This is a genomic window from Deltaproteobacteria bacterium, assembly GCA_016874755.1.
Classification (GTDB): domain Bacteria; phylum Desulfobacterota; class Binatia; order UBA9968; family UBA9968; genus DP-20.
The window spans coordinates 133,383-158,142 of sequence record VGTH01000001.1; the positions used below are offsets into that span (position 1 = coordinate 133,383).

Annotated in this window: 17 protein-coding genes; 9 read left to right on the plus strand and 8 right to left on the minus strand. The window is 58.0% G+C overall.

Annotated elements, in window-relative coordinates:
- Window positions 1-88 precede the first annotated feature (88 nt).
- A complete protein-coding gene (locus FJ145_00650; protein MBM4259932.1) occupies window positions 89-1,591 on the minus strand; it encodes an FAD-binding protein in 1,503 nt (500 codons plus the stop codon).
- Between the two features lie 526 nt (window positions 1,592-2,117).
- On the opposite strand from FJ145_00650, the gene FJ145_00655 reads away from it, so the two are divergent.
- A complete protein-coding gene (locus FJ145_00655; GenBank protein ID MBM4259933.1) occupies window positions 2,118-3,719 on the plus strand; it encodes a TIR domain-containing protein in 1,602 nt (533 codons plus the stop codon).
- 203 nt (window positions 3,720-3,922) lie between these two features.
- Here the strand turns inward: FJ145_00655 and FJ145_00660 are convergent, their stop codons facing one another.
- The 3 genes from FJ145_00660 to FJ145_00670 form a co-directional block, all read right to left on the minus strand.
- Window positions 3,923-4,762: a hypothetical protein gene (locus tag FJ145_00660; protein MBM4259934.1), complete on the minus strand. Its 840-nt coding sequence runs from the start codon at window positions 4,760-4,762 to the stop codon at window positions 3,923-3,925.
- A 14-nt stretch (window positions 4,763-4,776) separates the two neighbouring features.
- Entirely contained in the window at window positions 4,777-5,436 is a 660-nt protein-coding gene (locus tag FJ145_00665; GenBank protein ID MBM4259935.1) for a hypothetical protein, read from the minus strand.
- Between the two features lie 218 nt (window positions 5,437-5,654).
- Window positions 5,655-6,779 (minus strand): amidohydrolase, encoded by a 1,125-nt coding sequence (locus tag FJ145_00670; GenBank protein ID MBM4259936.1) that lies wholly within the window; start codon window positions 6,777-6,779, stop codon window positions 5,655-5,657.
- Window positions 6,780-6,938: 159 nt separating this feature from the next.
- On the opposite strand from FJ145_00670, the gene FJ145_00675 reads away from it, so the two are divergent.
- Window positions 6,939-8,252, plus strand: coding sequence for a hypothetical protein (locus FJ145_00675; protein MBM4259937.1), 1,314 nt, complete (start codon window positions 6,939-6,941; stop codon window positions 8,250-8,252).
- Between the two features lie 52 nt (window positions 8,253-8,304).
- Entirely contained in the window at window positions 8,305-9,243 is a 939-nt protein-coding gene (locus tag FJ145_00680) for a hypothetical protein (GenBank protein ID MBM4259938.1), read from the plus strand.
- A 73-nt stretch (window positions 9,244-9,316) separates the two neighbouring features.
- Here FJ145_00680 and FJ145_00685 read toward each other — a convergent pair whose 3' ends face one another.
- The 4 genes from FJ145_00685 to FJ145_00700 all read right to left on the minus strand — a co-directional run bounded on the left by FJ145_00685 (window position 9,317) and on the right by FJ145_00700 (window position 14,911).
- On the minus strand, window positions 9,317-9,736 hold the full coding sequence (locus FJ145_00685) for a hypothetical protein (protein MBM4259939.1): 420 nt from the start codon (window positions 9,734-9,736) through the stop codon (window positions 9,317-9,319).
- 884 nt (window positions 9,737-10,620) lie between these two features.
- Window positions 10,621-12,231: an acyl-CoA synthetase gene (locus tag FJ145_00690; protein ID MBM4259940.1), complete on the minus strand. Its 1,611-nt coding sequence runs from the start codon at window positions 12,229-12,231 to the stop codon at window positions 10,621-10,623.
- Window positions 12,228-13,142 carry a hypothetical protein gene (locus tag FJ145_00695; GenBank protein ID MBM4259941.1) on the minus strand — a complete coding sequence of 305 codons (915 nt, stop codon included), beginning with the start codon at window positions 13,140-13,142 and terminating at the stop codon, window positions 12,228-12,230. The genes FJ145_00690 and FJ145_00695 overlap by 4 nt, the downstream gene beginning before the upstream one ends.
- Before the next feature lie 110 nt (window positions 13,143-13,252).
- Window positions 13,253-14,911 (minus strand): UbiD family decarboxylase, encoded by a 1,659-nt coding sequence (locus tag FJ145_00700; protein ID MBM4259942.1) that lies wholly within the window; start codon window positions 14,909-14,911, stop codon window positions 13,253-13,255.
- Between the two features lie 214 nt (window positions 14,912-15,125).
- Here FJ145_00700 and FJ145_00705 point away from each other — a divergent pair, with 214 nt between their 5' ends.
- From FJ145_00705 to FJ145_00730, 6 genes are all read left to right on the plus strand, one after another.
- The gene (locus FJ145_00705) at window positions 15,126-16,364 is read left to right on the plus strand and encodes an MFS transporter (protein MBM4259943.1); all 1,239 of its coding nucleotides are present in this window, start codon (window positions 15,126-15,128) and stop codon (window positions 16,362-16,364) included.
- A 126-nt stretch (window positions 16,365-16,490) separates the two neighbouring features.
- A complete protein-coding gene (locus tag FJ145_00710) occupies window positions 16,491-16,847 on the plus strand; it encodes a DUF309 domain-containing protein (GenBank protein MBM4259944.1) in 357 nt (118 codons plus the stop codon).
- A complete protein-coding gene (gene mfd / locus FJ145_00715) occupies window positions 16,844-20,377 on the plus strand; it encodes a transcription-repair coupling factor (GenBank protein MBM4259945.1) in 3,534 nt (1,177 codons plus the stop codon). The genes FJ145_00710 and mfd overlap by 4 nt, the downstream gene beginning before the upstream one ends.
- Before the next feature lie 413 nt (window positions 20,378-20,790).
- Window positions 20,791-22,167: a hypothetical protein gene (locus FJ145_00720; GenBank protein MBM4259946.1), complete on the plus strand. Its 1,377-nt coding sequence runs from the start codon at window positions 20,791-20,793 to the stop codon at window positions 22,165-22,167.
- A gap of 101 nt (window positions 22,168-22,268) precedes the next feature.
- Window positions 22,269-23,258 (plus strand): 4-hydroxythreonine-4-phosphate dehydrogenase PdxA, encoded by a 990-nt coding sequence (gene pdxA, locus FJ145_00725; GenBank protein ID MBM4259947.1) that lies wholly within the window; start codon window positions 22,269-22,271, stop codon window positions 23,256-23,258.
- Complete coding sequence (locus FJ145_00730) at window positions 23,258-24,616, plus strand: phosphomannomutase/phosphoglucomutase (GenBank protein ID MBM4259948.1); 1,359 nt, start codon at window positions 23,258-23,260, stop codon at window positions 24,614-24,616. Before pdxA ends, FJ145_00730 begins: the two co-directional genes overlap by 1 nt.
- Window positions 24,617-24,760: the final 144 nt, after the last annotated feature.

The window sequence follows — 24,760 nt, forward strand, 5'->3', positions numbered from 1 at the left end:
TCTAACCACGAAACACACGAAAATCACGAAAAACGGCTACGCGCAGTCAATCTTTTCGTGTCTTTCGTGGTTTTGGTCTTTCTAGATTTCAATCCAGCTCGGGTCGATTCGGTTTGCCGACAAATCCCGGGCCGAATCCTGCTTCGTGCGCGGCCCAGGCTCCGGCGACTCGGCCGCTGAAAATCGACGGCCCCAGCATGGTTCCTTCAAGGCCGTGTTTGCCGTTGATATGGCCGCCCGCGCACCCGGCGACTTCGCCGGCGGCGTAGAGGCCGGGGATGGGTTCGAAGTATTTGTTCAACGCGCGGCAATGCAAATCGGTTTTGACGCCGCCGAAATTTTTTCTTGCGAGCGGAAAAATCTGAATCGCGTAGTAGGGCGGCGTATCGAACTTCTTCGAGCCTTTGAGCGGCTTACCAAATCTTTTTTCCTTGTCGAGATCGGTATCGAAGCAATTGTTGTACTCTTCAATCTCCGCAAGAAAGTTCTTGACGTCTTCGAAGCCGCAATTCTGCGCCAACTCTACGAGCGTGTGGCCTTTCTTGATGAACGACGAGTTGTTCAACATCTCTTCAATCTTGCCTCGATCAATGACTTCGCCGTGTCTGTAATATGGGTCGGCTACGTCCATTTTGGCCAGCATCGGCGTGTCTGCAACTGCCCAGGCGTGCGGCGGATTCTGCCGAAGCACAGCGGGCGTTGCCGAGGCGCCGCCGGTGACTGCTTCGTTATGAAAGCGTCTGCCTTGCTGATTGAACCAGAGATAGCCCGGCACTTGGCGAAACGCGACACCGCGGCGCTGCTGCGGATCGCGATAATCGGGTGTGGCGAAGACATAAAACCAGATGTCGCCCATGTGGGTGAGGTATCCGCCAAGTGCTTCGATCATCTTGTGGCCTTCGCCTTTGGCGTTGGCGCCTGAGCCTTCCATGACTCTGAATTTTTTGAATTCCGGGCGGTGCTCCAAGACCATGTCCAAATTCGAGTTGAATCCCCCGGTGGTAACAATCGTAGTCTTGCTGCGGACTTCGATGGTTTCATGGCCCTTGGTTGCCATCGCGCCACAGACGCGGCCTTGTTGGGTCAGGAGCTTGGTGACGGAGACATCGGTCAAAACCGTGATGTTCGGCATGGTCTCCGCAGTTTTGATGATTGCGGTCATGAGGCCCAAGCCGTTATTCGATGGCTGATGCCAGCGCGGCACGCGATTGCCTTCCTGGTGTTTCAAGTCAATCCACTTGACGCCGCAACTTTCGCCCCAGTGGTAGAGATCGTGCAGGGAATGCTCGATGTAATAACGTGCCCAGACTTCGTCGGCCGCACCGCCGCCGAACTTGATCCAATCCGCGAGCGCGACGTCGGGCGTGTCTTCGATGCCTTTCGATTTTTGCAGCGGCGTGCCGACGATGCAGCAACCGCCGCCAGAGATGGCCGCGGTGCCGCCGCATTCGCCGGCTTTTTCCAAGACGACGCATTTGCCGCCGGCTCTAGCGACTTCGATGGCGGCTGGTATGCCTGCGCCGCCGCCGCCGATGATCGCTACGTCGGTTTGGATGGGATTGGCGATGACAAACTCCTCATCTAGTGTAATGTCTCACTAATAGACGTGCTTGTTGTTGTGACACGCTCGCATGTTTTTCACCACGAAGATCACGAAGGGACACGAAGTTCGGAAAAGAATTTACTGTTTCTTCTCTTAGCTTCGCGTCCTTCGTGGTGAAAATCCCCCTTTTGGGCTCCAGCCACAAATTTGGCATAATGCACAATCAGCGTGCTGCCGCAAAAACCATTCGGAGTCCTTCGACAGGCTCAGGAGGAACGGATCGGAGGTCAAAATCGTTCGTGAAAATTCCGTTCATGCTGAACCCGTCGAAGTATTCCAGGGTTTTGCGGCTCATCTCTCTGAGCGACGCTCTATCATGAACGGGTTTGCCTGGAAACCCCACCTAGACTGTTCTTGCCAAGCTCCCGCTTCAAGGTAAGCGGAGGTTGTGTTCTCTTGTTTGCTATTCTGCTGGCAAATAGCCAACCCGATTGATTACAATAAGACGAGGCCAAGTTTCGAATAGGAATCTTTCTTTGCGGCCTTTGCGCGAGATATCCCGAGTTGCAAATTCATGGCTGAAATCTTTCTAAGCTACGCCAACGAAGATCGCGAAACCGCCGGCAGAGTCGCTAAGCTTTTGGAATCGGCGGGTTGGACCGTGTGGTGGGATCGGCGCATTCCGGCGGGGCGCACTTGGCGTTCGGTGATCGAAGACGCGCTGACCGAGATGCGCTGCATGGTGGTGCTCTGGTCGAGCAACTCCATCGATAGTCATTGGGTGAAGGAAGAGGCCGAAGAGGCGCGGGCGCTCAATAAATTGATTCCGGTGTTGATCGAACCCGTCAATCCACCGGTGGGGTTTCGTTCGATTCAAGCGGCCGACCTCACCGACTATGACGGATCGAAAGACACCGAAGGGTCGCGTCAGCTGATTGCGGATCTACAGTCGCTGCTCGGCAAGGCGGCACCAAAATCAACCGAACCGAAGATCGGTGCGGAACCGCCGGAGAATCGCCGGGCCGAAGGCTCAAGCCAGCCGCGCGACAAGCCAGCTGAACCCGAGCGGCAAGCTGTTATTGGTGAGAAGGTCAGGCATCCCGCCTCTTTGCCGCGCAGTCTTTTAAACACGAACTGGCAAGCGATCGGTGCGGGCGGCGCCGCGCTGGCGCTCGCATTGGGTGCGTGGTGGTTTTGGCCCAAGGGACAAACACCAGTGACGACATCAGAGCCGCCGCAGCAAAAGATTGTTGCTGAAGCTCCGCCGCCGGCGCGGCTGGTGAGATTGGGGGTAAAAAGCAGCGCCACTCAGTTTAAACCCGGCGAAACCAGACCGCTACTTCTTGAAGCTGAATACTCCGATGGCGCGTTGAAAGAGATCAAGGAGTCGGTCACGTGGACTAGCAGTGATACCAAAATTGCCCAAGTCGACGTTAATGGTAATGTCAAAGCGCTCGCGCCTGGAAGGGCCAGCATTACCGCGCGACACGGTGAAGTTGTCAGCGGTGATTGGGCGTTGACGGTGGAAGCACCGCCACCGCAGGTTGTCGAGGTGCCGCCGGTCGCGAAGAAGGCCGAGCCCGCGGTGGCCAAAGCGCCTGAGCTGCCCGTGCAGGCGCCGGAACCGGTGAAGTTGACGACCTTATCGATCGGCACCGCGCGCCGAGAGATGCGGCCCGGGGAAAAGTTGCCATTGCGGGTGAGAGCGAGATTTTCCGACGGCAGCGAAAAGTATGCGCTGAGCAATGTTGAATGGCAGACGAGCGATGGCCGAGTCGCAGCGATCAATAGCCGTGGCGAGCTGGAAGCGCTGAGCGTGGGCCGCGTCGAGATTCGTGCCCGCGCTGAAGGTGTCGCGAGCGCCCCGGTTTCGATAAGAGTTGCCGAAGCGCCAAAGCCGCTGGAGCCGATCCAACCAAAGCTTCCCGAGATGACTTTACGGCCGAAGGAGCCGCAGCAATATCTTGATTTAGAATCGTTGCGCGCGCGTGTCGCGCCCTATCTGAGCCGCGCGAAAAGCTACCGCGCGCAAGGCAACTACGCCGGCGCCCTAGGTGAATTGGAACGCGCCCGCGCGCTCGACCCGTCGAACGCAGAAGTTCGCCAAGAAATCGATCAAACGCGCAAGGCCTGCAACGCCGAGCGCAGTCTAGGGTATAACGTGAATTGTGGGTGAAGGTTTGATCTGCAAGCGTGCCGCACAAGTGGATGGATATGGCGCAAAAAAGCAGATGCTTCGCTTCGCTCAGCATGACACCTGGTTAGCAGTTCCTGAAACACCGCCGGAGTAGTTCTGACGGATTCCCCCCTTTGACAAAGGGGGGCAGGGGGGATTTTCCAAAGAGGGGAGACGCAGAGCCAAAGAGCGCAGCGACAAAACTAACGCCGGCCGCGCTGCTCGTCGCGTTGGGCGCGCTCGGGCTCTTCGGTCATCTGGTAACCGACGGTTTCAGCGGTGGCGACGATGGCGTCCCAGTTTAACTGACGGGCGCCTAAGAGCGATTGGCTTTCCTGGATTTTGCCGCGAATGTCCCCGCCGGGATCCCAGAAGCGGCCCTGTATCGAATTGGCCCGTATATAGTTCAAGAACTCGCTCAGGCCCGTAAGGGCGCTGCGCAATTCCTTGGCAGCTTGGTTAAGCTGATCGTCGCTAGCTCGGTTGCGCCGGTTTAGTTCAACGCGGATTTTTCTGATCTCGTCGAGCAGCGCGCCATCGGCGCCAAGGTTTCTTAGCTGAGTCTCGGTTTCACGGCTCAAGTCAAAAGCGACGCCACGGTCGCGCGCCAAAGTGGCAACACGCCTGGGGTCGACGCCTTCTTTGAGCGCGAAGGTGACTTCTTGTAGCGAGAACGGGTTGCGCGTTGCCGGCGGCGGCACGCTTGAACCGGGCGCGCGGACGAGCGTCAAGCCGCGATAGAGCCGCGCCACATGCTCGTCGTTAAATTGCAGCAACGGACGATCGAAAGCGGCACGCGCCTCGGCGTATCGTCCCGAGTTGTAGTGGGCCCGGCCAACATAAGTCCAAACGCTTTCGCGCAGCGGCCCAGAGTAGGTCGAGTAGCCGCTATCGACGGCGGTAACTCGATTGAAATAGGTTAACGCGTTCTCTGGCTCAGCGCGCGATAGGGCTTGGCGTCCAAGTTGAAAGTCGCCCTGATTGCCAAGCGAAGTGCAGCCGGCGAAAAACAGGAAACCGATCAGTAAACGCAGGTGCTTCACGAGATCTATCGGGGCTAATACTTGCCCAGCGCTTGGATTAATTTCTGCGCGCCCGCCGTCGGTTTAACATCGCCGGCAAGTATGTCTCTGGCGAAAACGCGCTTGCCGTAGTATTGCTCGTTGGCGTCGTTGCGTGTGCCGATGACGGTGCCTTCCAATGAAAGACCGGCGAACAAGCCTTGGCTGCGGCTGTAGGTGTAAACGGCCGCGTTGATTGTGAGTCCCGCTTCCGCAGAACGGCCGACTGGTCCGGCCGCAGCGCTTAAGTTGCCGCCGAGGGTCACGTTACTATCGTAGGAAAAGGCTTTGACGGCCTCGTGGGTGTTGAGCACCAGGACAAATTCGGTGACTTGTGCTCCTGCTTGAAAGCCAAAACCGATACCGCCGGTGCCGATGGCCGAGGGTGCGCTCCAGCCTTTTTCCGCGCGCGCGATTACGAGACCCGTGCCGCCGCGCACGCTGCCGATGAATCCCGCTTTGGTCACCGTGAGAATCGCCAATCCTTTGGCTTCGCGCAGAACCGCGCGTGGGATGGCTTGTTCGGGAATTTCTTGGAAGCGCTGAATGATCGTGACGGCTTGATCGATGTCGTCCTGCAAAGTGGCTTGCGCGGAAGAGGCGATGAGACACACTAGGCATGAAGCCACGATCCATGAAAAAACTTGCTTTCTCATAGTGGTCCTCCGTTGTTGTGATGCGAGTGCCGGGCGGAAAGGATTCACACCTAAAGACGATAACTCGCAGCGGTGAGTGAAGCAAACAAGTGAGCCGCCATACGGCTACCACCGGCCGTGCCAGTGGCCTATTGGCTAAACGCTGTCAGAGTACTCGTTAAGAAGCGCGGGCACGAGCGACCGAGAAAGACGGTTAACGATTTCGTCGCGAAAGGGCGTTATCCAATCCCATACAAGCGCGCCGGATTTTTCTCCAAGATACTCACCTTCGCCGATTCACTAATATCCGTGCGCTTCTGCAAAATCCCCGCGGCGCAGCGGTCTCTGTCGCCGTGCGGCATGTCGCTGCCGAAGATCACCTGGCCTTCGCCGACGAGATTGAGCACGTGGGGCAGGATTTCGTCTTCGACCTCGGTGCTGAAAAAAATATTTCCCTGTTTGATGTATTCCATCACGGGCAGTTTTTGGATCGGCGTGGTTTGGGGCAGGAATTTTCTCAGCGTCGAGCCCTGGTTCTTAAAGCGGTGATGGATTCTTTCCAACATAAACGGCACCCACTGGCAGCCGGCTTCCAAAAACACCACGCGTAGATTGGGAAAACGGTCGAGCACGCCGCCGCTGACCAGCGCCGTGATGGCCATGAGCAGCGGGACATGAAAGGCGATGACGCCGGACGGATAGATGTGCGAGTAGAGATTATTTACCGAAGGGCAAGACCAGCCGACATGAACGCCGAGCGCTAAGTTGTTTTCACAAAGCGCGGCATAGAACGGATCGAGCCGCGGGTGATCGAGCATGTCGTCGCCGGCGGTGCCGAGCACCATGACGGAGACGGCGCCGAGCTTTTTTGCCTCGTGCACCTGCTTGACCGCGCCGGCGACGTCGTCGAGGTTGACCACGGCGGCCCATTTGATGCGCCGCTCGCCGGAGAGGCGCTCGCCCATCCAGCGGTTGTAAGAAGATGTGATGGCGGTGGCCAGCGGCACGTTCTTGGTTAACGGATAGGCGAGAAACAAGGTCGTGTAGATCACCTGAATGGCGATGCCCTCTTCGTCCATCAACATTAACCGCGCCGGGACATCGTCCAGCTCCATGTTGGCGATGCTTTCTTTCTTGCCGAGGCTGTGAGCAGCGAGCTGGCCGTTCACATTAGTCGGCGTGCCAAGATTGTTGCAGCCCGGCCCGACCCGGCGCGGGTAGAGCTGCTCGTCGATGACCCAGTAGGCCATACCGTCGACACCTGTCACCCGCGGCCGCAGGTCGCGAAACGCTGGGTCTAAATATTTATCGCTGAATGTGTTGACGTTCTCTTCGACGTGGCCGTCGGCATCGATGACGCGCATGGTTTGGTCCTCCCGATTGGCTTACAGCTATGCCTCGCTTGGCCGTCTTGTCAAGGTTGCTGCGATAAGTGCAGGCGAGCTGCCTCAGTGGGAGATTTAGCGTTGCAGCTCAGGGTTGTTTGAAATATCTAGGTAGGGACGAGGAGGAGAGCCGATACCATGAGACACCTATCTTCTCTCTATTTCGGGGCGATGGTTTGGATAGTGATTCTTGCACCTGCATATTCACAGCTGCCAACAAAACCCCCGGAGTTTCAACCGGTGCAGCCAATCCAGCCACCGAAGTTGCCGCCAAATGCGGTCCCGCAGATCCCCGTGAGGTTGGGCGCTGATCTTGTCGTGGAAACGATAGAAATCCTCGTGTCCAATCCTGGAGATAATCCTGCGTTCGCGACCGGGCGGCCGATATATACTCACAGCAGTGTGAATATAAGACCGATTTTCAAAAACATTGGAACGACCACAGCAAACATTGAAGACGTCTCTTGGGCGCTCACCGGTGGTCCGACGATACCTCAGGGAACCCTTTACGGAAGGACCTTTGGTGGTCGCTTGAGGGGCGCCCTTGCGCCGAACGCAACCACGACCGGTTCGTTGGGATATTTCGGCCCAGGCCAGGTGGCTGCTGGCACATACACTATCAATGTCACTGTCGACTCTGCCAATCGGGTGGTCGAGCTGTCGGAGATCAATAATGTGACGAGTGTATCTCTAACGGTGTTGCCCTCGAATCTCTACACTGGCCAGGCTGATCTGCGGTTTGGGACAGTCTCTGTGACCGAAGACACATCGAATCCATATTCGTTGAAGCGTAACTACGTCGTTGACGCAACTGTGATTAACGCAGGAACATTTCCCGCCTACCTTCATGGCAATGGCGTGATTCGGGCAGAAAAAAATCTAACAACAAGTCATAGTGAGGGCTACTTTGTTTCACTCTTTCCTAACCAGACCAAAACGATTCGTTTCAGCGCGTCCGTGGACTACGGAGCGACGCTCACTGAAACGCTCACCACGGATTCCATGCAATTAGTCGCGGAAAGCGACGAGACCAACAATAGCTACACACTGACCATTGCTGCACCGCCGCGGCCGATAAGCGCAATCGGCGATTTGGTGATCACGGACGCCTATTTCGAATACTTTCCTAACCCTAATCGTTTCTACTTTTTGAAAGTAACCCTACGAAATCACGGTCCTGGCACGGTGACCATTTGCGACCACTACTCTTGGGTCACAAAGAATGCTCCCGAAGGACTAGGCTGGGTTGCGAACGCACCGCAACATCCCGTGCAGCTCGGGCCGGGTCAGAGCTATACACCGTCTACCAGCGCTCGACAGAGTTTGTCTCAGGGTGCATTTTCTCTAACCCTCGAAGCCAACCCTAATCGGACCATTCCAGAGAGGCACTACACTAATAACAGCTACACTTTTACGGTAAGGATTCCGGAAGACGTGAGAACCAGCCCATGATTTGTCATGTGCACCAGGATTTGCCAACCATAGCCTTCCAAGAGAGAGACCGATGAAGATCCGCAAACATCCGTTCTTTTATCGATGCGGTGTTGGGCTCGCGACCGTGAGCGCGGCGGTGGTATTGGCAATGGCCGCCAGTGCCGCGAGCATAGCGAGAGCACAGACACCGGCGGTGGGCGGCGGCCAACTTGAGATTTCAGTTACCGACACTGGCGCACTAGTTCCCGGTGCTACGGTGTGTGTTGGGATTAACCAGGATCTCAACTTGTATGCTCAGGGCGGAACCGACGCGCAGGGACGGTTGAGAATTAGCCCGATGCCGCCACTGCCATTTGTCATCACGGCGCATCAAGGGGAGCGCGCGGTGCAGGTGTGGCGCAGCGAATCGGCGCCGGAGGTTTCTTTCTTGCCCCTGGCGGCCCCGCTCGGCACCTCGACGGCGCGCTGCCCGAAGACCATTGCAGCAGGCCCGAATCGCAAGCTCGGCGGCGACATCAAATTTGAGGGTGGCGTAGGCTTTCCGACGGCCGGTGTGAGCAATCCGTTCAGACGCCCCGAGTTTTGCTTCGGTGCAGCCGGCGTGGCCTGCGGCCAAGTGCCGCCAGGTATTCCTGTCACCGCGGCATGCGCGGCCGGCCGGTGCACGGTCAACGGCGGCAGTTGGGACCACGATACTTGCTGTCATGCCAACCCCGGAGGCTATGCGTGCGATGGCGCCGGTTCCTTTGGCGCCAGCTCAACTTGCCGTGCGTCGTGGGACAAGGCGGTGCGGCTTACCACCAAGGGCCTGAGCTGGATTCGCTCCGTGGATTTCTCACGCGCAAACTCCAGCGGCACGGTGGAACACGACAAGTACTGCGCACCAAGGGATGCCCTGGTCCCGCCGGGGGATGCGCCAAAGTGCTGCTCGCGAAGCACGCGCGCCCTGACGCTGGTGGAGCAGGGGATCGCTACGGCAAAAGGGGAAACGTTGCTGGCCTGCCGGTGAGCGACTTCACCGCTAGAACTCCCAAGGACGCTAAAACCAAATATCGCTTTGGCGATCCACGATTGCGCCGAATCTATTGCGCCACCAGCGCCTGACAAGGCGCATAGCGGCGTTCCACTTCATAATTCACTTGGATGGAGAGCTGATTCGACCCCGGTGCCACCGTCCACTGTGGCATGGTCGACGGCGCGACTCGTGTTCCTGGCGTGACGGCGCGGGCAAGTTTGGCGCGACCGGAGGGCTCAGTGAAAGTCAGGCCGCGCCAGACCAGATAGTTGCCACCGCAGGACGGCGCCGCTTCGCCCATGTAGTCGTTGGTGCTGGGCGTGCCGGTGATGACAGCAGCCTGCGTGGCAATGGACGCGGGCAGCGTCACCGTTTGATTTTCACTGAGCACGGCGGACGGGAAGGTGACGTTGAGATCGACCGTACCGCTGGCACCGTAGGGATTGAACAAACGCACCCGGATGACGCCGGAGCCTTCGAGATTCAAAACTTTGACTCCACATTGTGTTGCGCTGGGGCAGTGATCGTTGGTGCTACCTAGTTGCCCATTGGATCGGAGGCCGTCGAGACACAACACTCTTAGCCCGCTCGGGTAGGTGCATTCAGCGCGGGTTTCGCGGGTGAGGGACGGACTGAGGTTGTCGCGAGTATCGAAGTTTGTCGCTTGCAACGTATATGTCTGGGCCGAAACCAAAGTATTGGGTGTTGTGGTACTTGTTGCTTGACTTACTTGTGTAAGACTGGGTGCCTTGCAGGCTCTGGTTCCACGCAATTGAAAGTTGATGCCCCGTTTTCCCGCTGAGGCGTCGCTCGCGAACACCGATACGTCGGCAAAAAGGAAACCCAGATCGTAACTGCGGTTCCATTGGGACAATACTACTCTCAACAGTCTCGAGGATGAGCCGGCCGGGTTGAGAGTAGACGGAGGAGGCGGCGGTGGCGGGTTGGGTTGGCCGTTGAGGTCCACAAGCTCCAACGCGAGCCCCGTTGCCGATCCGGTGTAGTTCCAGGCAATTGGCGCATAGCCGCCCTTGGAGTCGAAACGAAGCGATTGCACTCCACAGGTTTGCACATCCGGAAGGTAGAACGGTCCGCTGCCCGACGGCTGCATGGTTACACTAAGTGGTTCGGCGAATAATTTGGGTGGGTTAATGGGTGGCACTTTGAGATCCGGCATCGTTAGTCCTGTCGGCGTCGGTATGCCGGGAGCTTTTTGGCCGGGATCTGGGCGGTGGCTGCTGCTGGAATGATCATCGCCAAACAGGCTGCGGCGATAAGTTCCACCAATCTTATCGGTCGCCAAAGAGCCGAGGTAATTTTGCCCACGGGAGCCATTCTAAGTGCAAGAACGGGACGCGAAGAAGTTGTTCATTATTGCCTCACCGGATGAGATGCGTTTGGACCGACTGTTGGCGTGACAAGTGCCGTACGGAGTATCTTACCGACAGCGCTCTTGGGCAGAGTATCGACGAATTCTATTTTATGCGGCATTTTGTACGGCGCGATCTGACCGAGCAGCATGGCACGAATTCTTTCGACTAATTCGTTGGACTGACTTTGACCCTCGGCCAGCACTACCACAGCGCGAATCTTGTTGCCAATTTCTGCGTCGGGTTCGGCAACCACGGCGGCCTCAATAATCGCCGGATGTTTCTGTAGCGCATTTTCGATTTCTGTCGGCGAGATAAAAATGCCCCGGCTTTTGAAGCAGTCGTCGCGCCGGCCGGCGATCAAGAAATAGCCTTCAATGTCTTGATAGGCGAGATCGCCGGTGAAGTACCAGCCGTTGCGCACGACGGCGTCCGTGCGCTCCTGGTCTTTGTAGTAGCCAAGGAACAAGCCTGGGTCTTGTGTCGAAATGGCGAATTGGCCTAGCTCGCCCTTTGGAACCGGATTGAAATCGTCGTCGAGAATGGCGACGCCGACTCCGGGCAAGGGTTTGCCTACCGACCCCGGTTTCACTGGATCACGAACGCCATTCCCTATGACGAGTTGATACTCCGACACGCCGTAGTGCTCGTAGAGCTCGCTGCCGACGCGCTGATTCCATTCCGTATAAGTCGCTGCACGCAGCGCTTCGCCGGTGGAGTGAGCGCAGCGCAGGCTGGTGAGGTCGTGTTGTTTCTCGAAATCCGGCGTCGCCAGCAGGCGGCGATAAACCGTTGCGACTGAGTGAAGCACGGTGATCCGATGTTTTGCGATGGCGGCGAGAATATTTTCCGGCGTCGCACGGTCGGAAAGAATCGCACCGGTGACGCCGTTGCGTAGTGGAAAAAGTAAATTGTGACCCAGCGCGCTGATGAAACTCCACTCGCCAGTGGCGAGCACAACGTCATTGTCTTGCGGCGGCAAACGGTAACGATTGAGATCGCCAAGGGCGACGATCCAACGATGGGCGTGGACGATGCCCTTGGGTTTGCCGGTGGTGCCGGAGGTGTAGACGATGAACGCGGGCTCGTCCGACGCGGTCTCGGCGCTTGGCGGCGTGCTCGCATTATTCTTCGCCAACGAGTGGAACGCGATCTCATCCGCCAAGCTTTCACCGGCACAAACGACCTGGTTGAATAACTTTGCGGCGCGCAGCTCGCGAACGGCGCCAGCGCGCGACGCTTCGGTGAAAACTAGCTTAGGCTGAGTTTGCTCCAGCACGCTGTGCAATTCGCTGGCCGTGAGCAGGGAGTTTACCAGCACGGGAATAACCCCGAGCCGTACCGAGGCGAGAAACGCCACGGCGAATTCGATCGAGTTGCCCATCTTGATCAGCGCCAGATCGCCCTGGCGCAAGCCGAGATCGATTAAGCTCGCCGACAGAGCTTTGACTTGGTGGTGCAAAGATTCGTAGGTTGTCGTGCCCTGCTCGCCGATCAGCGCGGCGCGCCCGCCGCACCCACGGGCAATCGATGCGTCGAGCACTTCGCGCGCTATATTGAGTTTGGCCGGCGCGCTGCGGTAGCCCGGCCAGGGTGGGGTCGGTTCGCTCATTTCTTTGTTTGCTTTGTGCCGGGAGTAGACGGAAATGGCCAGTTCTCACCGTAGGGGTCGGTGTAGTGTGGCGTTCGCTTCTCGACGAAGGCGCGCATGCCTTCCTGACAATCTTTGGTGCGTGTGATCTCCAGCACCGCTTCGAGCTCCTGCTGGTAGCCTTCGTCGGTGCGGTTGAAGTTCCAATACATTTTCACCAAGCGCTTGGCGTGGCGCACGGAGAGATAAGGGTTGGCGGCAATTTTGCCCGCGAGCTTGAAGGCCGTGTTCATCAGCTCGTCATGGGGAACGACCTCTTCGACGAGGCCGATGCGTTCGGCTTCTTTCGCGTCGATGATTTCACCCATGAGAATCAGCCGCATGGCGCGGCCGATGCCGACCAACTTAGGCAGATTGCGCGAGCCGCCGCTCTCGGGCACGAAGCCGGCGGGCACGGCGACCTCCCCGAAACGGGCGCGCTCGGAAGCGATGCGCATGTCGCACAGCGTGCACATCTCCAGGCCGACACCGACGGCGGCGCCGTTGACGGCGGCAATTGTCACCTGGGGCAAGTCTTCGAGCTTGCGCATGGCGCTTTGCAAGACTTTATGGCGCAGGTCGTTGAAGAAATATTCCGCCAGCTCTTTGTAGGGACCGGTGATACCCATGGAGCCTTCGAAGGCGCCGAGCACGTCGCCTTCCGATTTCAAATCGCCGCCGGCGCAAAAGCCGCGCCCCTCGCCGGTTAGAATCACGACTTTGACGATCGAGTTGCGCGCGATCTCGTTGCACAGCGCGTCCAACTCCAGGCGCATAAGCGGGTCCACCGCGTTCATCCGCTCGGGGCGGTTGAGGGTGATGACACCAATCGACGGCTCACCGGGCTTCTGCGGGTTGTCGTGGGTCGTCCATTTGAGGGCTTTGTAGTCCATGAGGGCTCCTAAGAGACTATCTCACCACGAAGTGACACGAAGAGCGCGAAGGTAGGACAAGGAAAAGTATCACCAATCTTTTCCGAACTTCGTGTCTTCGTGGTGAATCGTTACTTCTCTTTTTGCTGGCCGTAATACGAAGTATTCACCGCCACTTCGTCCGTGCTTTTGCGCTCGCGGGCGATTTTCTCACCCGTCTTCCAAAATTCGCCGATCACCGCGAGCTTGGCTTCTTCGTCGAGCTCCGGGTTCCAGTCGCCGAGCGAGTAGCCGTGCCAGGGGGCTTCCGGTTCGAGCTTGGGCAACTCCAGCCGCTCCCACAGTTTTCGGGCGCGTTCCATGTATTCTTTCTTGGGCAAAGAGATCGGCGGGAAGGTTTCGCGCAGCGTCGCGTTCCACAGCAGGCAGGAATCGTCCGCTCCACCGCGCTCGTCATGGCGCGGCGCATGGCCGATATCCGTTCCGCGGATAATCTGCACGTCACGGTGCGGCTGCGAGCGATAGCCCAGCGCCCAGAAAACCGCGTCGAGGTTGTCCGGGTCGATATCCTCGTCGACGCCGATGACGATCTTCGACATCGACGGCCGAAAGGTCACCGCCCCCATGAGCGCGCGCCAGACCTCGGCTTGGGTCGGCTTGCGCATTTGAATGATCGTCAATTTCTGCGTCGCCGTGAGCGGCTCGTGCAGTAATACGCGCGTGACGCACTTGATGCCGAGCACGTTTCTCAAGTGATCGAGGTATAGCGGCTCGTAGGCCATTTTCTTGATCACGCTCGACTCCGACGGCGTCACCTGGCTGATGATCGAGCAGAGTATCGCTTTTTTGCGCCGCGTGATCGCGGTCACTTCCATGTAGGGATTGTATTCTTTGGGATTGACATGGCCGTGGGATTCGCCGAAGGGCGCTTCGGGTTCGAGAAACTCCGTCGACACGTAGCCTTCAATTATTATTTCTGCGTCCGCCGGCACCATCAGCGGCACGGTCTTGGCTTTGACGACGCGGATCGGCGCTTTGACCAAACCGCCGGCGACGGCGAATTCGTCGACGTCGTAATTCAATTTTTGCGCGGCGACGTAGGAGATCGCCGGCACACCGCCGATGCAGAGCGCCGCTGGCATCTTTTCTTTGCGCGCACGATATTTTTCCCAATGCACGTAGATGCCCTGGCCCAATTCCAACGATGGATTGCAGCCAACCCGGTCGCGTGCCTTGATCATGGCGCGGTAGGTGCCGATGTTGTGGATGCCGTTCTCCGGGTCCTTGGTAATGTAGTGCGCCGCGCTGATATAAGGCGCGTTGTCCCAACCGGGCGTAGAGATTGGCACCGGGATGGCGTCGAGTCCCTGCCCGGGCAGCTGCAACTGTTCTCCTGCATGGACGATCTCATGCACCGGCGCCGCTTCGGACGCTATTTCCACCGGCGCGATCGGATTGGCTTTCGCCTCGGCCCACAGTTGATTGACCTTGGCCGGATCGGTGCCAAGGCCGATGCCGTAGATGCGCCGGTTGGCGGCGAGAATGCCGATGGCGACCGGGATGTCGTAGGACTTGCCCTGCGCGTCAACTGGTTTTTCGAAGAGAAATGCCCTGCGGTCCTGCTCTTTGATGCCGCCGCGAAATTGCCAGCGCACCAGCGGATGCATCTCCTGATCTTTGCACACCGGGTCTTGGATGCGGATTAGCAAGCCCTCGCGCTCGAGGGCAGCTAGATGATCGTGTAGGTCCGGGTACTCTCGGCGTGGGATCGCCAGATCTTTCGTGGCCATGTGGCGTTTCCTTGAGATAATGATTCACCACGAAGACACGAAGGTCGGAAAAGAAAAATTTTCTTTCGGTCCCTTTGCGCTCTTGGTGTCTGCGTTGTGTGATGCCTATACGAGCCCGATCTTATAACACCCACGCCGGCGCGGTAAAGACGATCCGCGGCGACCTTTGCTTGTGGATCACCGGCAGCTCTGTTACAGACAAGGGATTCTCGTCATGCGCTTTTCTCCCACACCCTGGCTCATCGCGGCAATTGCTTTCGTAGTTCTCGGATTTTCCCGTGGATTGCATTCGGCTTTTGGCGTTTTCAACGTTGCGCTGCTTGACACCTTCGGCTGGAGCCGCGGCGCCACGGCGGGGATTTTTTCCGTGGTTTTGGCGGTGGACGCTCTGCTATCGCCGGTGGCGGGCCATCTGCTCGATCGCTTTGGCGTCAAGCGCATCACCATCGCCGGTTGCCTGACGTTGGTTATCGGCCTTTATCTTAGCAGCCATGTGACGGCGTTGTGGCAGCTCTACATCTGCTTTGGGATTATTCTTTCGATCGGCTTCACCTTTACCGGCATGGTGCCGCATGTGTTTCTAATCTCCGAATGGTTTTCGACGAAGCGCGCATCGGCCATTGGCGTGGTCTATGCCGGCAGCGGCGTGGGCATCATGATTCTGGCGCCGCTCAGTGAATGGCTGATCGCTAACTATGGCTGGGCACGAACTTTTGAGACTTACGCCGTCGTCGTGCTGATCGCGCTGGTGCCGGTGGTGTGGTTTTCCTATCGGAGCGGTCCGCACAGCCATCGTGGCGCGCATGCGGCCAAATACGCTGACGGCGGCAAACAATGGACCGCCAAGTTGGCGCTCCAGAGCTTGCAGTTTTGGCTGCTGTTCATCGCGCGCATCGGCGCCGCGTCGGGCACGACCGTGATCGTCACCCATCAGGTCGCGCACGTGGCCGATGTTGGCTTTAGTAAATTTGTCGCCGCGTCGGTTTTCGGACTGGCTGGTATCACCAGCAGTTTTGGCCGGGTCATCTTTGGTTTCATCGCCGATCGCTTGACCAAGCAGGCAGCGTACACGCTCAACATCGCCATGACGGTGGTCGGCGTCGGCGCGCTGATGATCTTGAGCAACCCCAGCCAGGTCTGGCTGCTTTACGTCTATGTAATTTTCTTCGGCATCGGCTTCGGCTCGCGCGCGGTGATCTTTTCTTCATTGACCGCCGATATTTTCTCCGGCAAAGGCTTCGGCTCGATTCTCGGCTACTCGACAGTGGCGGTGGGCGTCGGCGGCGCGTTGGGCTCTTATTTCGGCGGCGTGTTTCACGACTGGACCGGCAGCTACACGATGTCGTTTACCCTGTCGACGCTGCTGCTGGCGATTTCCGACGTGTGCATCTGGCTCGCCGCCGTGCCGGCCGTTTCGGCCTACGACAAGCGGTTGTGGGGCGAGGCGCGCTGACACGCTTTCGAGAAAAGGCGAGGATAGAGCATTATAGAGGATGGCTAAGAGGGGGAACGCGGTTGTCCATCTTCCCTTCTTTCCTTGAGCCCTTTCGGCAAACTTGCTACTTTTTTACATTCACGTATGGATGCTCGGCTGCGAGAGGGCATTGCTCTGTTCAATGCCCAGAAATTTTTTGAGTGCCACGAGGTTTTGGAGACGTTTTACCAAGAAACCGAGGTGGCACAGAAGCCGTTTCTCGAAGGGTTGGTGCAACTCGCCGCGGCGTTTAGGATGTTTGTCGATTTCGGTGAGGTCAAAGGGCCGGTGCGCATGGTGCGCCAGGCGCTGATCCGCTTCGAGGAATACCAGCCGAATTTTCTCCAAGTGAAAGTCAAAGAGTTGAGCGAGTCATTGAATCTGTGGGCGCAAGCCGTGGAAAAGGGCGGCGCGGCTGAGATTCCGAAGATTGCGCTGCAGCGTTTTAGTTTCTTCTCATGAGCGAGACTGTTAGCAGCAAACTCGAAAAGTTTTTGGCTGGCAATTGGACCGGCGCCAAGCGCATCCAAGGCGTTCAGGGCGGTGCGCGCGCCTATCTGCTGTCGCTGGCCGCAGCGCAAGCGCGCCGCCCTGTCGTTGTCGTTGCCGCTTCAGCGCAGACAGCGGAAAATCTCTACGGCGACCTGGGGTTTTTCCTCGGCGAAGAGCGCAGCGCGCCGCTGCAAAAACGGCTGCACCTGTTTCCGTCCTGGGAAGTTTTGCCATTCGAAAATCTCTCGCCGCACCCGGAAAATCTCGCCGGCCGTTTAGAAGGTCTCTACAAGCTGGTCGAAGAGCCGGCACCGATCATTGTCGCCACACCGGCGGCGCTGATGCAGAAAGTCGTGCCCAAAGAGGCGCTGAAAAAAGCCTATCTCTATCTTGTTGCAGGTCAGGAGCTCGGACGGGAGAGCCTGCTCGAACATCTCGTGCAATGGGGTTTTCAAAATGTGCCGCTGGTGGAGGAGCGCGGCGATTTCAGCGTGCGCGGCGGTATCGTCGATATTTTCTCGCCGGGCTACGGCCGGCCGCTGCGCTTGGAGTTTAACGGCGATGTGCTCGAATCTATCCGTCAGTTCAACCCGTCCAATCAGCGCTCCGAGCAACCGCAGGAAGATGCACTGCTTCTGCCGATCAAAGAGTTCTCGCTGAAGCGCGCAGGCGTTGAAAACGTCATTCGCACCCTCGATCAGCGCGCCAACGAGCTTGATATCGAGCGCAAAGAAAAGAATAGCCTGCTCGATTCTCTGCGCGAGGGGATTCCGTTTCCCGGTGTGGAGTTTTTGGTGCCTTATTTTTATGAGTCACTGGTGCCGGTCTTCAGTTACTTCCCGGCCGACACATTGATCTGGCTCGACAGCGCGGATCGCGTCGAAGCGGAAGTCGAGCGCTTTGGCCAGCTTGCCTGGGCGCGGCAAAAGAGCGCCAAAGAAGAGCGGCGCTTAGTGGCGCCGGTGGAAGCGCTTTATTTGAACGAACATGAATGGCGCGACGCTTTGGCGCCGTTTTCCATTGTTCAGGGCGAAGCTCTGACGATTTTGGCGGCGAGCGAGCAGGCGTTGGCGACCACTCTCACGGTCGAATCGTTTCTCACCGCCGACATCCGCCACGAGACGGCGCTGCAGGGAAAAGACCCGACCCTGGCGCCGCTGCTGGAGCGGCTCAAGGGGTGGCAGAACGAGCGGGTTTTCTTTGTGGCGCCGACCAAGGGCGATGCCACACGGTTGCGCGAGCTATTGGCCAGTTACGATTTGCAACTGTCGATTGCTGAAAATGGCGTGGCCGGACTGCTCAGTGAGTCTGGGCCGGCGCGGGCGATCGTGCGCGGTTATTTGAATCAAGGTTTTCGCCTGCCCGAAGCACAGCTGGTCTTACTCACCTTCGATGAGATTTTCGGCACGCGCAAACGACAGCCGACGCAGACGAAATCGCAGCCGAGCCATTTTCTCACGACGCTGAGCGAACTGAAGCAGGACGACTACGTCGTGCATCTCGACCACGGCATCGGCGTCTACCGCGGCTTGAAATTCATGACCGTAGCCGGCATCGCCGGTGAGTTTTTGCACCTGGAATATGACGGCGGCGACCGGCTTTATTTGCCGGTCGACCGCATCAACATGGTGCAGAAATACATCGGCGGCGACGGCGCTCAGCCAGCTTTGGACAAGCTCGGCGGCACGAGTTGGGAAAAAGTCAAAGCCAAGGCGCGCAAATCAATTTTTGCGATGGCGGAAGAATTGGTCCAGCTCTACGCCGTGCGCGAAGCACGCGCCGGCAACGGCTTCTCTCCGCCCGATAACATGTACAAAGAATTCGAAGCCGCGTTCGAGTACGAGGAAACGCCGGACCAGCAGCGCGCCATCGACGAGACGCTCGCCGACATGCAGCGTAAGAAACCGATGGACCGGCTGGTCTGCGGCGACGTCGGCTATGGCAAAACCGAAGTGGCCATGCGCGCGGCGTTTCTCGCCGTCGAGGGCGGCAAGCAAGTCGCCGTGTTGGCGCCGACGACGATCTTGGCGCAGCAGCACTTGCAAACCTTTCGGCAACGCTTTCGCAACCATCCGATCCGCGTCGAGATGGTCAGCCGGTTTCTGACGACCAAAGAGATTCAACAGGTGCTCGCCGATGTCACCAAGGGCGCGGTCGATGTGGCGATCGGCACGCATAGACTGCTGCAGAAAGATGTCGAGTTTAAAGATTTGGGGTTGGTGATCGTCGACGAAGAGCACCGCTTTGGCGTGGTGCACAAAGAGCGGCTGAAAAAGATGCGCGAGTTGGTGGATGTCGTGAGCCTGACGGCGACGCCGATCCCGCGCACGTTGCATATGTCGCTGATCGGCATTCGCGATTTGAGCATCATCGAAACCCCGCCGGTGGACCGGCTGGCGATCCAGACCTACGTGACACGCTACGACGAGCGGGTGATTCGCGACGCCATCCTGCGCGAGCTGCAACGCGGCGGCCAAGTGTTTTTTCTGCATAACCGGGTTGAGACCATCGACCGCTTGGCGCTCAAACTTGCGGAGCTGATTCCCGAGGGCAAAATGGCGGTGGCGCACGGCCAGATGCGGCCCAAGGAATTAGAGAAAGTCATGCTTGATTTTCTCGAGAACAAGACCCAGGTGCTGGTCTGCTCGGCAATTATCGAATCTGGTCTCGATTTCGCCAACGCCAACACGATCATCATCAACCGCGCCGACCGTTTTGGTTTGGCGCAGCTCTACCAGCTGCGCGGCCGAGTCGGCCGGTCGCATCGGCACGCCTTTGCGTATCTGCTGATCCCCGGCGAGCACGCAATCACGCCCGACGCCGAACGGCGCTTGCGCGCGCTCCAAGAAGTGGACGGCCTGGGCGGCGGCTTCAAGTTGGCGATGCACGATTTGGAAATCCGCGGCGCCGGCAACTTGCTCGGCGATCAACAGTCGGGCCAGATCACAGCGGTGGGTTTCGAGCTCTACACTGAGATGATGGAGAAGGCGGTGGCGGAGTTGAAGGGCGAAAACGTCGCGCCGGAAGTCGACCCGGAGATCAAGCTGGGCATCTCTGCCTATTTTCCCGATCAATACATTCCCGACGCCAATCAACGGTTGATCTTTTATAAACGCTTGGCGAGCGTAAGCGGCGCCGACGAGCTTGACGAGCTGAAAGAAGAAATCCAAGACCGCTTCGGCCCCTACGGCGAGCCGGTGGAGAATTTATTTCTCGTCATGAATCTGCGCCGGATTCTCAAAGATTACTTGGTCCAACAGATCAGTGTCTCCGACGGCAAGGTGTTTTTGCAATTTCACCCAGAGTCGCCGGTCAAGGTCGAGAAGCTTTTGGACTTGATGAAAAAGAACAAAGACAAGTACCGCCTGGTGCCCGACGGCCGTTTGGCGTTAACACCGCGATCGACCGATTGGCTTGCGGTGATCGATGAGGTGGGTGCGCTGCTGCGGGCGATCCAAGAGTTGCCGCAGGCGACTGCGGCGCCGGCGAGCCAACCATAGACGCCGGACGGCGTGCATGTCTAGCCCGCGGACTGTTCACGGTGTGGCGTCGATCGAGGTGAAACCCTTCCGGAGCAAAGGCAACAGGGCATCGGCTTGACGCCGCGATGTCGGGGCGACCGGCGGTCGCCCTCTTTTGCGCCTGACGGTGCGGGGGTCGAAGATGAATTGAATTGGCGGCGAACAAGACGAAAGTTTTGCGCCGACGCCTTCGATCCTCCAGGGTTCCACCTCGATCGCCAGGATCGTTGGTTGCCCAGAGACCTGCTAACCGATGTCGGAGAAATTGCGAAGAAAAAAGGCCCGCCGGCGTCTAACTGGAGATTAGCGGTATCTTTGCGAAGTGGTTGGTTTTTCTGGGCCTCTGTGCTAGCTCTAATTCACATTCAGCGGAAGGTTGAGAACTCTTTTCTATGCTGAAGCGCACTATTCATCGGGCTCGGTTCCTCCTGGTTTTGTTCCTTTTTTGGGGCTGGTCGGTTAACGCGCCGGCGGCGGTGATCGAACAGATCATCGCGGTCATTAACGGCGAGCCCTACACACTTTCCAACATTACTAATTTCGCCAAGACCAAAGTCGGGCGGTCCTTTCCAAGCGGCGATCTCAATCGGATCAACGACGCCGATCGCGATGTGCTCGAACAGTTTATCACCGATAAATTGTTGGAAGCCGAAACGCGCGAGGCCGGTATCAAGATTTCCGAAGAAGAGATCAATCAATATATCGAGCAGGTCAAGCGCAATAATCGGTTGTCGGAAGACGACTTCAAGACCGTGCTGAGTCGCGAAGGGCAGACACTGGCGGCCTATAAGCTTTCGGTCAAAAGCGAAATGGAAAAGAGCGAGCTGATCAATCGCCAAGTCAAGTCCAAGGTCAACATCACCAACGAGGACGTCGAACGTTACTACAAACTGAACTCGAAGAATTACCGCTCCGGCGATCGGGCGCGCATCCGCCATATTTTGTTCTCCGTGTCGGAGAAGGCTTCGGCGGACCAGGTGGCGGCAGCGAGCGCGCGCAGCAATGAAATTCTCCAGCGCATCCGAGGCGGCGAAGATTTCGGTCAATTGGCGCGCCAATATTCGGAGGGTGCGGGGCGCGCCGATGGCGGCGATATCGGTTGGGTAAACCGCGGCACGTTGCTGCCGGGACTCGAAGAAGTCGCGTTTCAAAAACTCGCGGTCGGGCAGGTGAGCGAACCGTTTCGCACCAGCATGGGGCTGCACATCGTCAAGCTGGAAGCTCGCGAGGCTGGGGCGACTTTGCCGCTGTCGACGGTGGCGCCCAAGATCAAAGACGATCTTTACGCCAAAGCTCTGGAAGAGCGTTTTGCTAAGTGGATGAAGAGCGACCTGCGCCGGCGGCACCGCGTCGATGTCAAATTGGCGGGGGTCGTGTTTCGGCCGGAAGAATCGAAGGAAGGCACCGTCGATTCGTTGATGACCAGAACGACGCGCACCGCGCCGCGGCGTGAGGATCGGTCCTTTTTTAGTTACCTCAATCCGATGACGTATATCTCGAAAGAAATTCCCTTCGAAGAAACCGATCCAAAGAGCCCGCTCTACGGCAAAAGCATCGTCACCTTATTTGGCATGCCGCTCTTTACCAAGGATAGCCACGATGATGTGCCGGACATTCTGAGCACGCCTACTGGCCGCAGCGGCGGCGCGGGGCTGGATCTGCCTGCTGGCAACGCGCCGGCAGGGCCGGCGACTTCGTCGTCGTCAAGCGGCGGCTTTTTCTCCGGACTGGTTGATTCGCTGAACCCGTTCTCATCGAAAAAGCCTTAGCGCTTGCCTCCACGTTCCCAAGCGTGGATAATTTCTCTGCGCAGTCTTTTTCTAAAATTCACCAGGAGCTTATTTTGCGAAAACCGATCGTTGCCATCACGATGGGCGACCCGGCCGGTATCGGTCCGGAAATCGTTTTGAAAGCCCTCGCTAATCCGGCGATCAAGAAAAACTGTTTGCCCTTGGTATTGGGCGACTGGGGTGTGTTACAGCGGACTAAAGTGCAAGCCAAATTGTTGACGAAGCTGCGGCACTGGCAAAAGGGCGACGCGCTTCTGCCGATGCTGAACAATAGTAGCGGTGTCGTCATGCCGCTGTCCGAGCTCAAGGCAGCGGAGTCGCGTCCCGCCAAACCGACCAAGGCGGCGGGCCATGCAGCGTACCGATATATTTACGAAGCGGCGCAGATGGTGCTGATGCGCTCGGCGGATGCGATGGCGACGGCGCCGATCAGCAAGCATAGTTTGATCGACGCGGGCTACGACTATCCGGGTCATACGGAGCTCTTAGCGGAGCTCGGCGGCACGCCCGAGTGCCGCATGATGCTGATCGGCGCTAAACTGCGGGTGGTGCCGGTGACCGGCCACATCGCGATGAGCGAGGTGCCACAGCAGCTCAATCGCGACGGAATTTTGACGACGTTGGAATTGACGCAGCGCAACTTAAAGAACGCTTTCGCCATCAAAAAGCCGCGTATCGCGGTGGCGGCGTTGAACCCGCACGCCGGCGAAAAAGGCATCTTTGGCGACGAGGAGATAAAAATCATCGCGCCGGCGGTGCAAGCGGCGAAGCGCAAAGGGATCGAAGCCCATGGCCCGCTGCCGGCGGATACTTTGTTTCACCACGCGGCGCGCGGCAAATATGACGCGGTCGTCTGCATGTATCACGACCAGGGGTTGATTCCGCTGAAGCTGCACCATTTCTACGGCGGTGTCGCCTATACGTTGGGACCGCCGTTTATTCGCACCTCGGTGGATCACGGCACGGCGTACGATATCGCCGGCAAGAACCGCGCCGACGAAACCAGCATGATCGAAGCGATTTTATTGGCGGCGCGTCTGGCGCGGCTCAGAATCAAGCGGAGGCAGTAGTGAAAGTTACAGCGGCGATTTTTCGCGAATACGACATCCGCGGTTTGGCGGAAAAAGAGTTCGACAAAGAGTTTGCCTTACAGCTCGGCAAAGTCCACGGCACGGCGATCGCCGCTAGAGGCGGCACGCGGGTTCCCGTGGGGCGCGATTGCCGCGCCACCTCCGATCCCTACGCCGAAGCGGTGATCGCCGGCTTGATGTCCGCGGGGTTGCACGTCTACGACATCGGTGTTTGCCCGACGCCGCTCATGTACTTTTCGCTGTTTCATCTCGACGTCGACGGCGGCATTCAGGTGACCGCCAGCCATAATCCGTCAGAGTACAACGGTTTCAAGATCTGCCTGGGCAAAGACACGCTCTATGGCGACGCTATCCAAGACATTCGCGCGCGCATGGAGCGCGACGAATTTAGCGCCAAGCCGGGCGGCAAGGTCGAGCGCTACGAGATTATTCCGCCCTACGAAAAGCACGTGTTGGCGGACATTCCCAAACTGGCGCGGCCGCTGAAAGTCGTCGTCGATGCCGGCAGCGGTGTCGGCGGGCCGGTGGCGCCGCCGATCTTTCGCAAGCTTGGATGCCAGGTTTGGGAGATCGCCTGCGACATGGACGGGCGCTTTCCGATTCATCATCCCGATCCGACGGTGCCGGAAAATTTGGAAATGCTGATTGAAAAAGTCCGCCATGAAAAAGCCGACCTCGGCATCGCCTACGACGGCGACGCCGATCGCATTGGCGCGGTGGACGAAAACGGCAACATTCTTTGGGGCGATGAGTTGTTGGTGTTGTTTTCGCGCGACGTGCTCAAACGCAATCCCAAAGCGGTGATCATCTCCGAAGTGAAATGCTCGCAGCGCTTGTACGACGACATCGCCAAGAACAACGGCGTGCCGATCATGTGGAAGGCGGGCCATTCGCTGCTCAAAGCCAAAATGAAAGAGACCCACGCGCTTTTGGCCGGCGAGATGAGCGGCCACATGTTTTTCAAAGAGCGCTATTTCGGCTACGACGACGCGGTCTATGCGTCGATGCGCTTATTGGAAATACTTGCCAACTCGGGCAAGCCGTTGTCGGCGCTGCTGGCGGATTTGCCGAAGGCCGTCAATACCCCTGAGCTGCGCGTCGACTGTCCCGACGATAAGAAATTCGCCATCGCCGCCAAGGCCACCGAATATTTTCGCCAACACTACGAAGTCGTCGACGTCGACGGCGTGCGCATGAAGTTTCCTGACGGTTGGGGGCTGATCCGCGCGTCCAATACCCAGCCGGCGTTGGTATTGCGCTTCGAAGCGAGCTCGCAGGCGAAGCTCAACGAATATCGCGCGCTGGTCGAGAATAAGTTGAAAGAGTTTAAGGCATAGAATTGGCGCAGGACTGCGGACGTCGATCGAGGCAAAACCCTTCCGGAGCGAAAGCGAAACGGCATCGCCTTGAAGCCGTTTGCGAAGGGGCGACCGAACGGTCGCCTCTGCCGCGCGTTAGGCACCGCAAACGTCAAACAATAT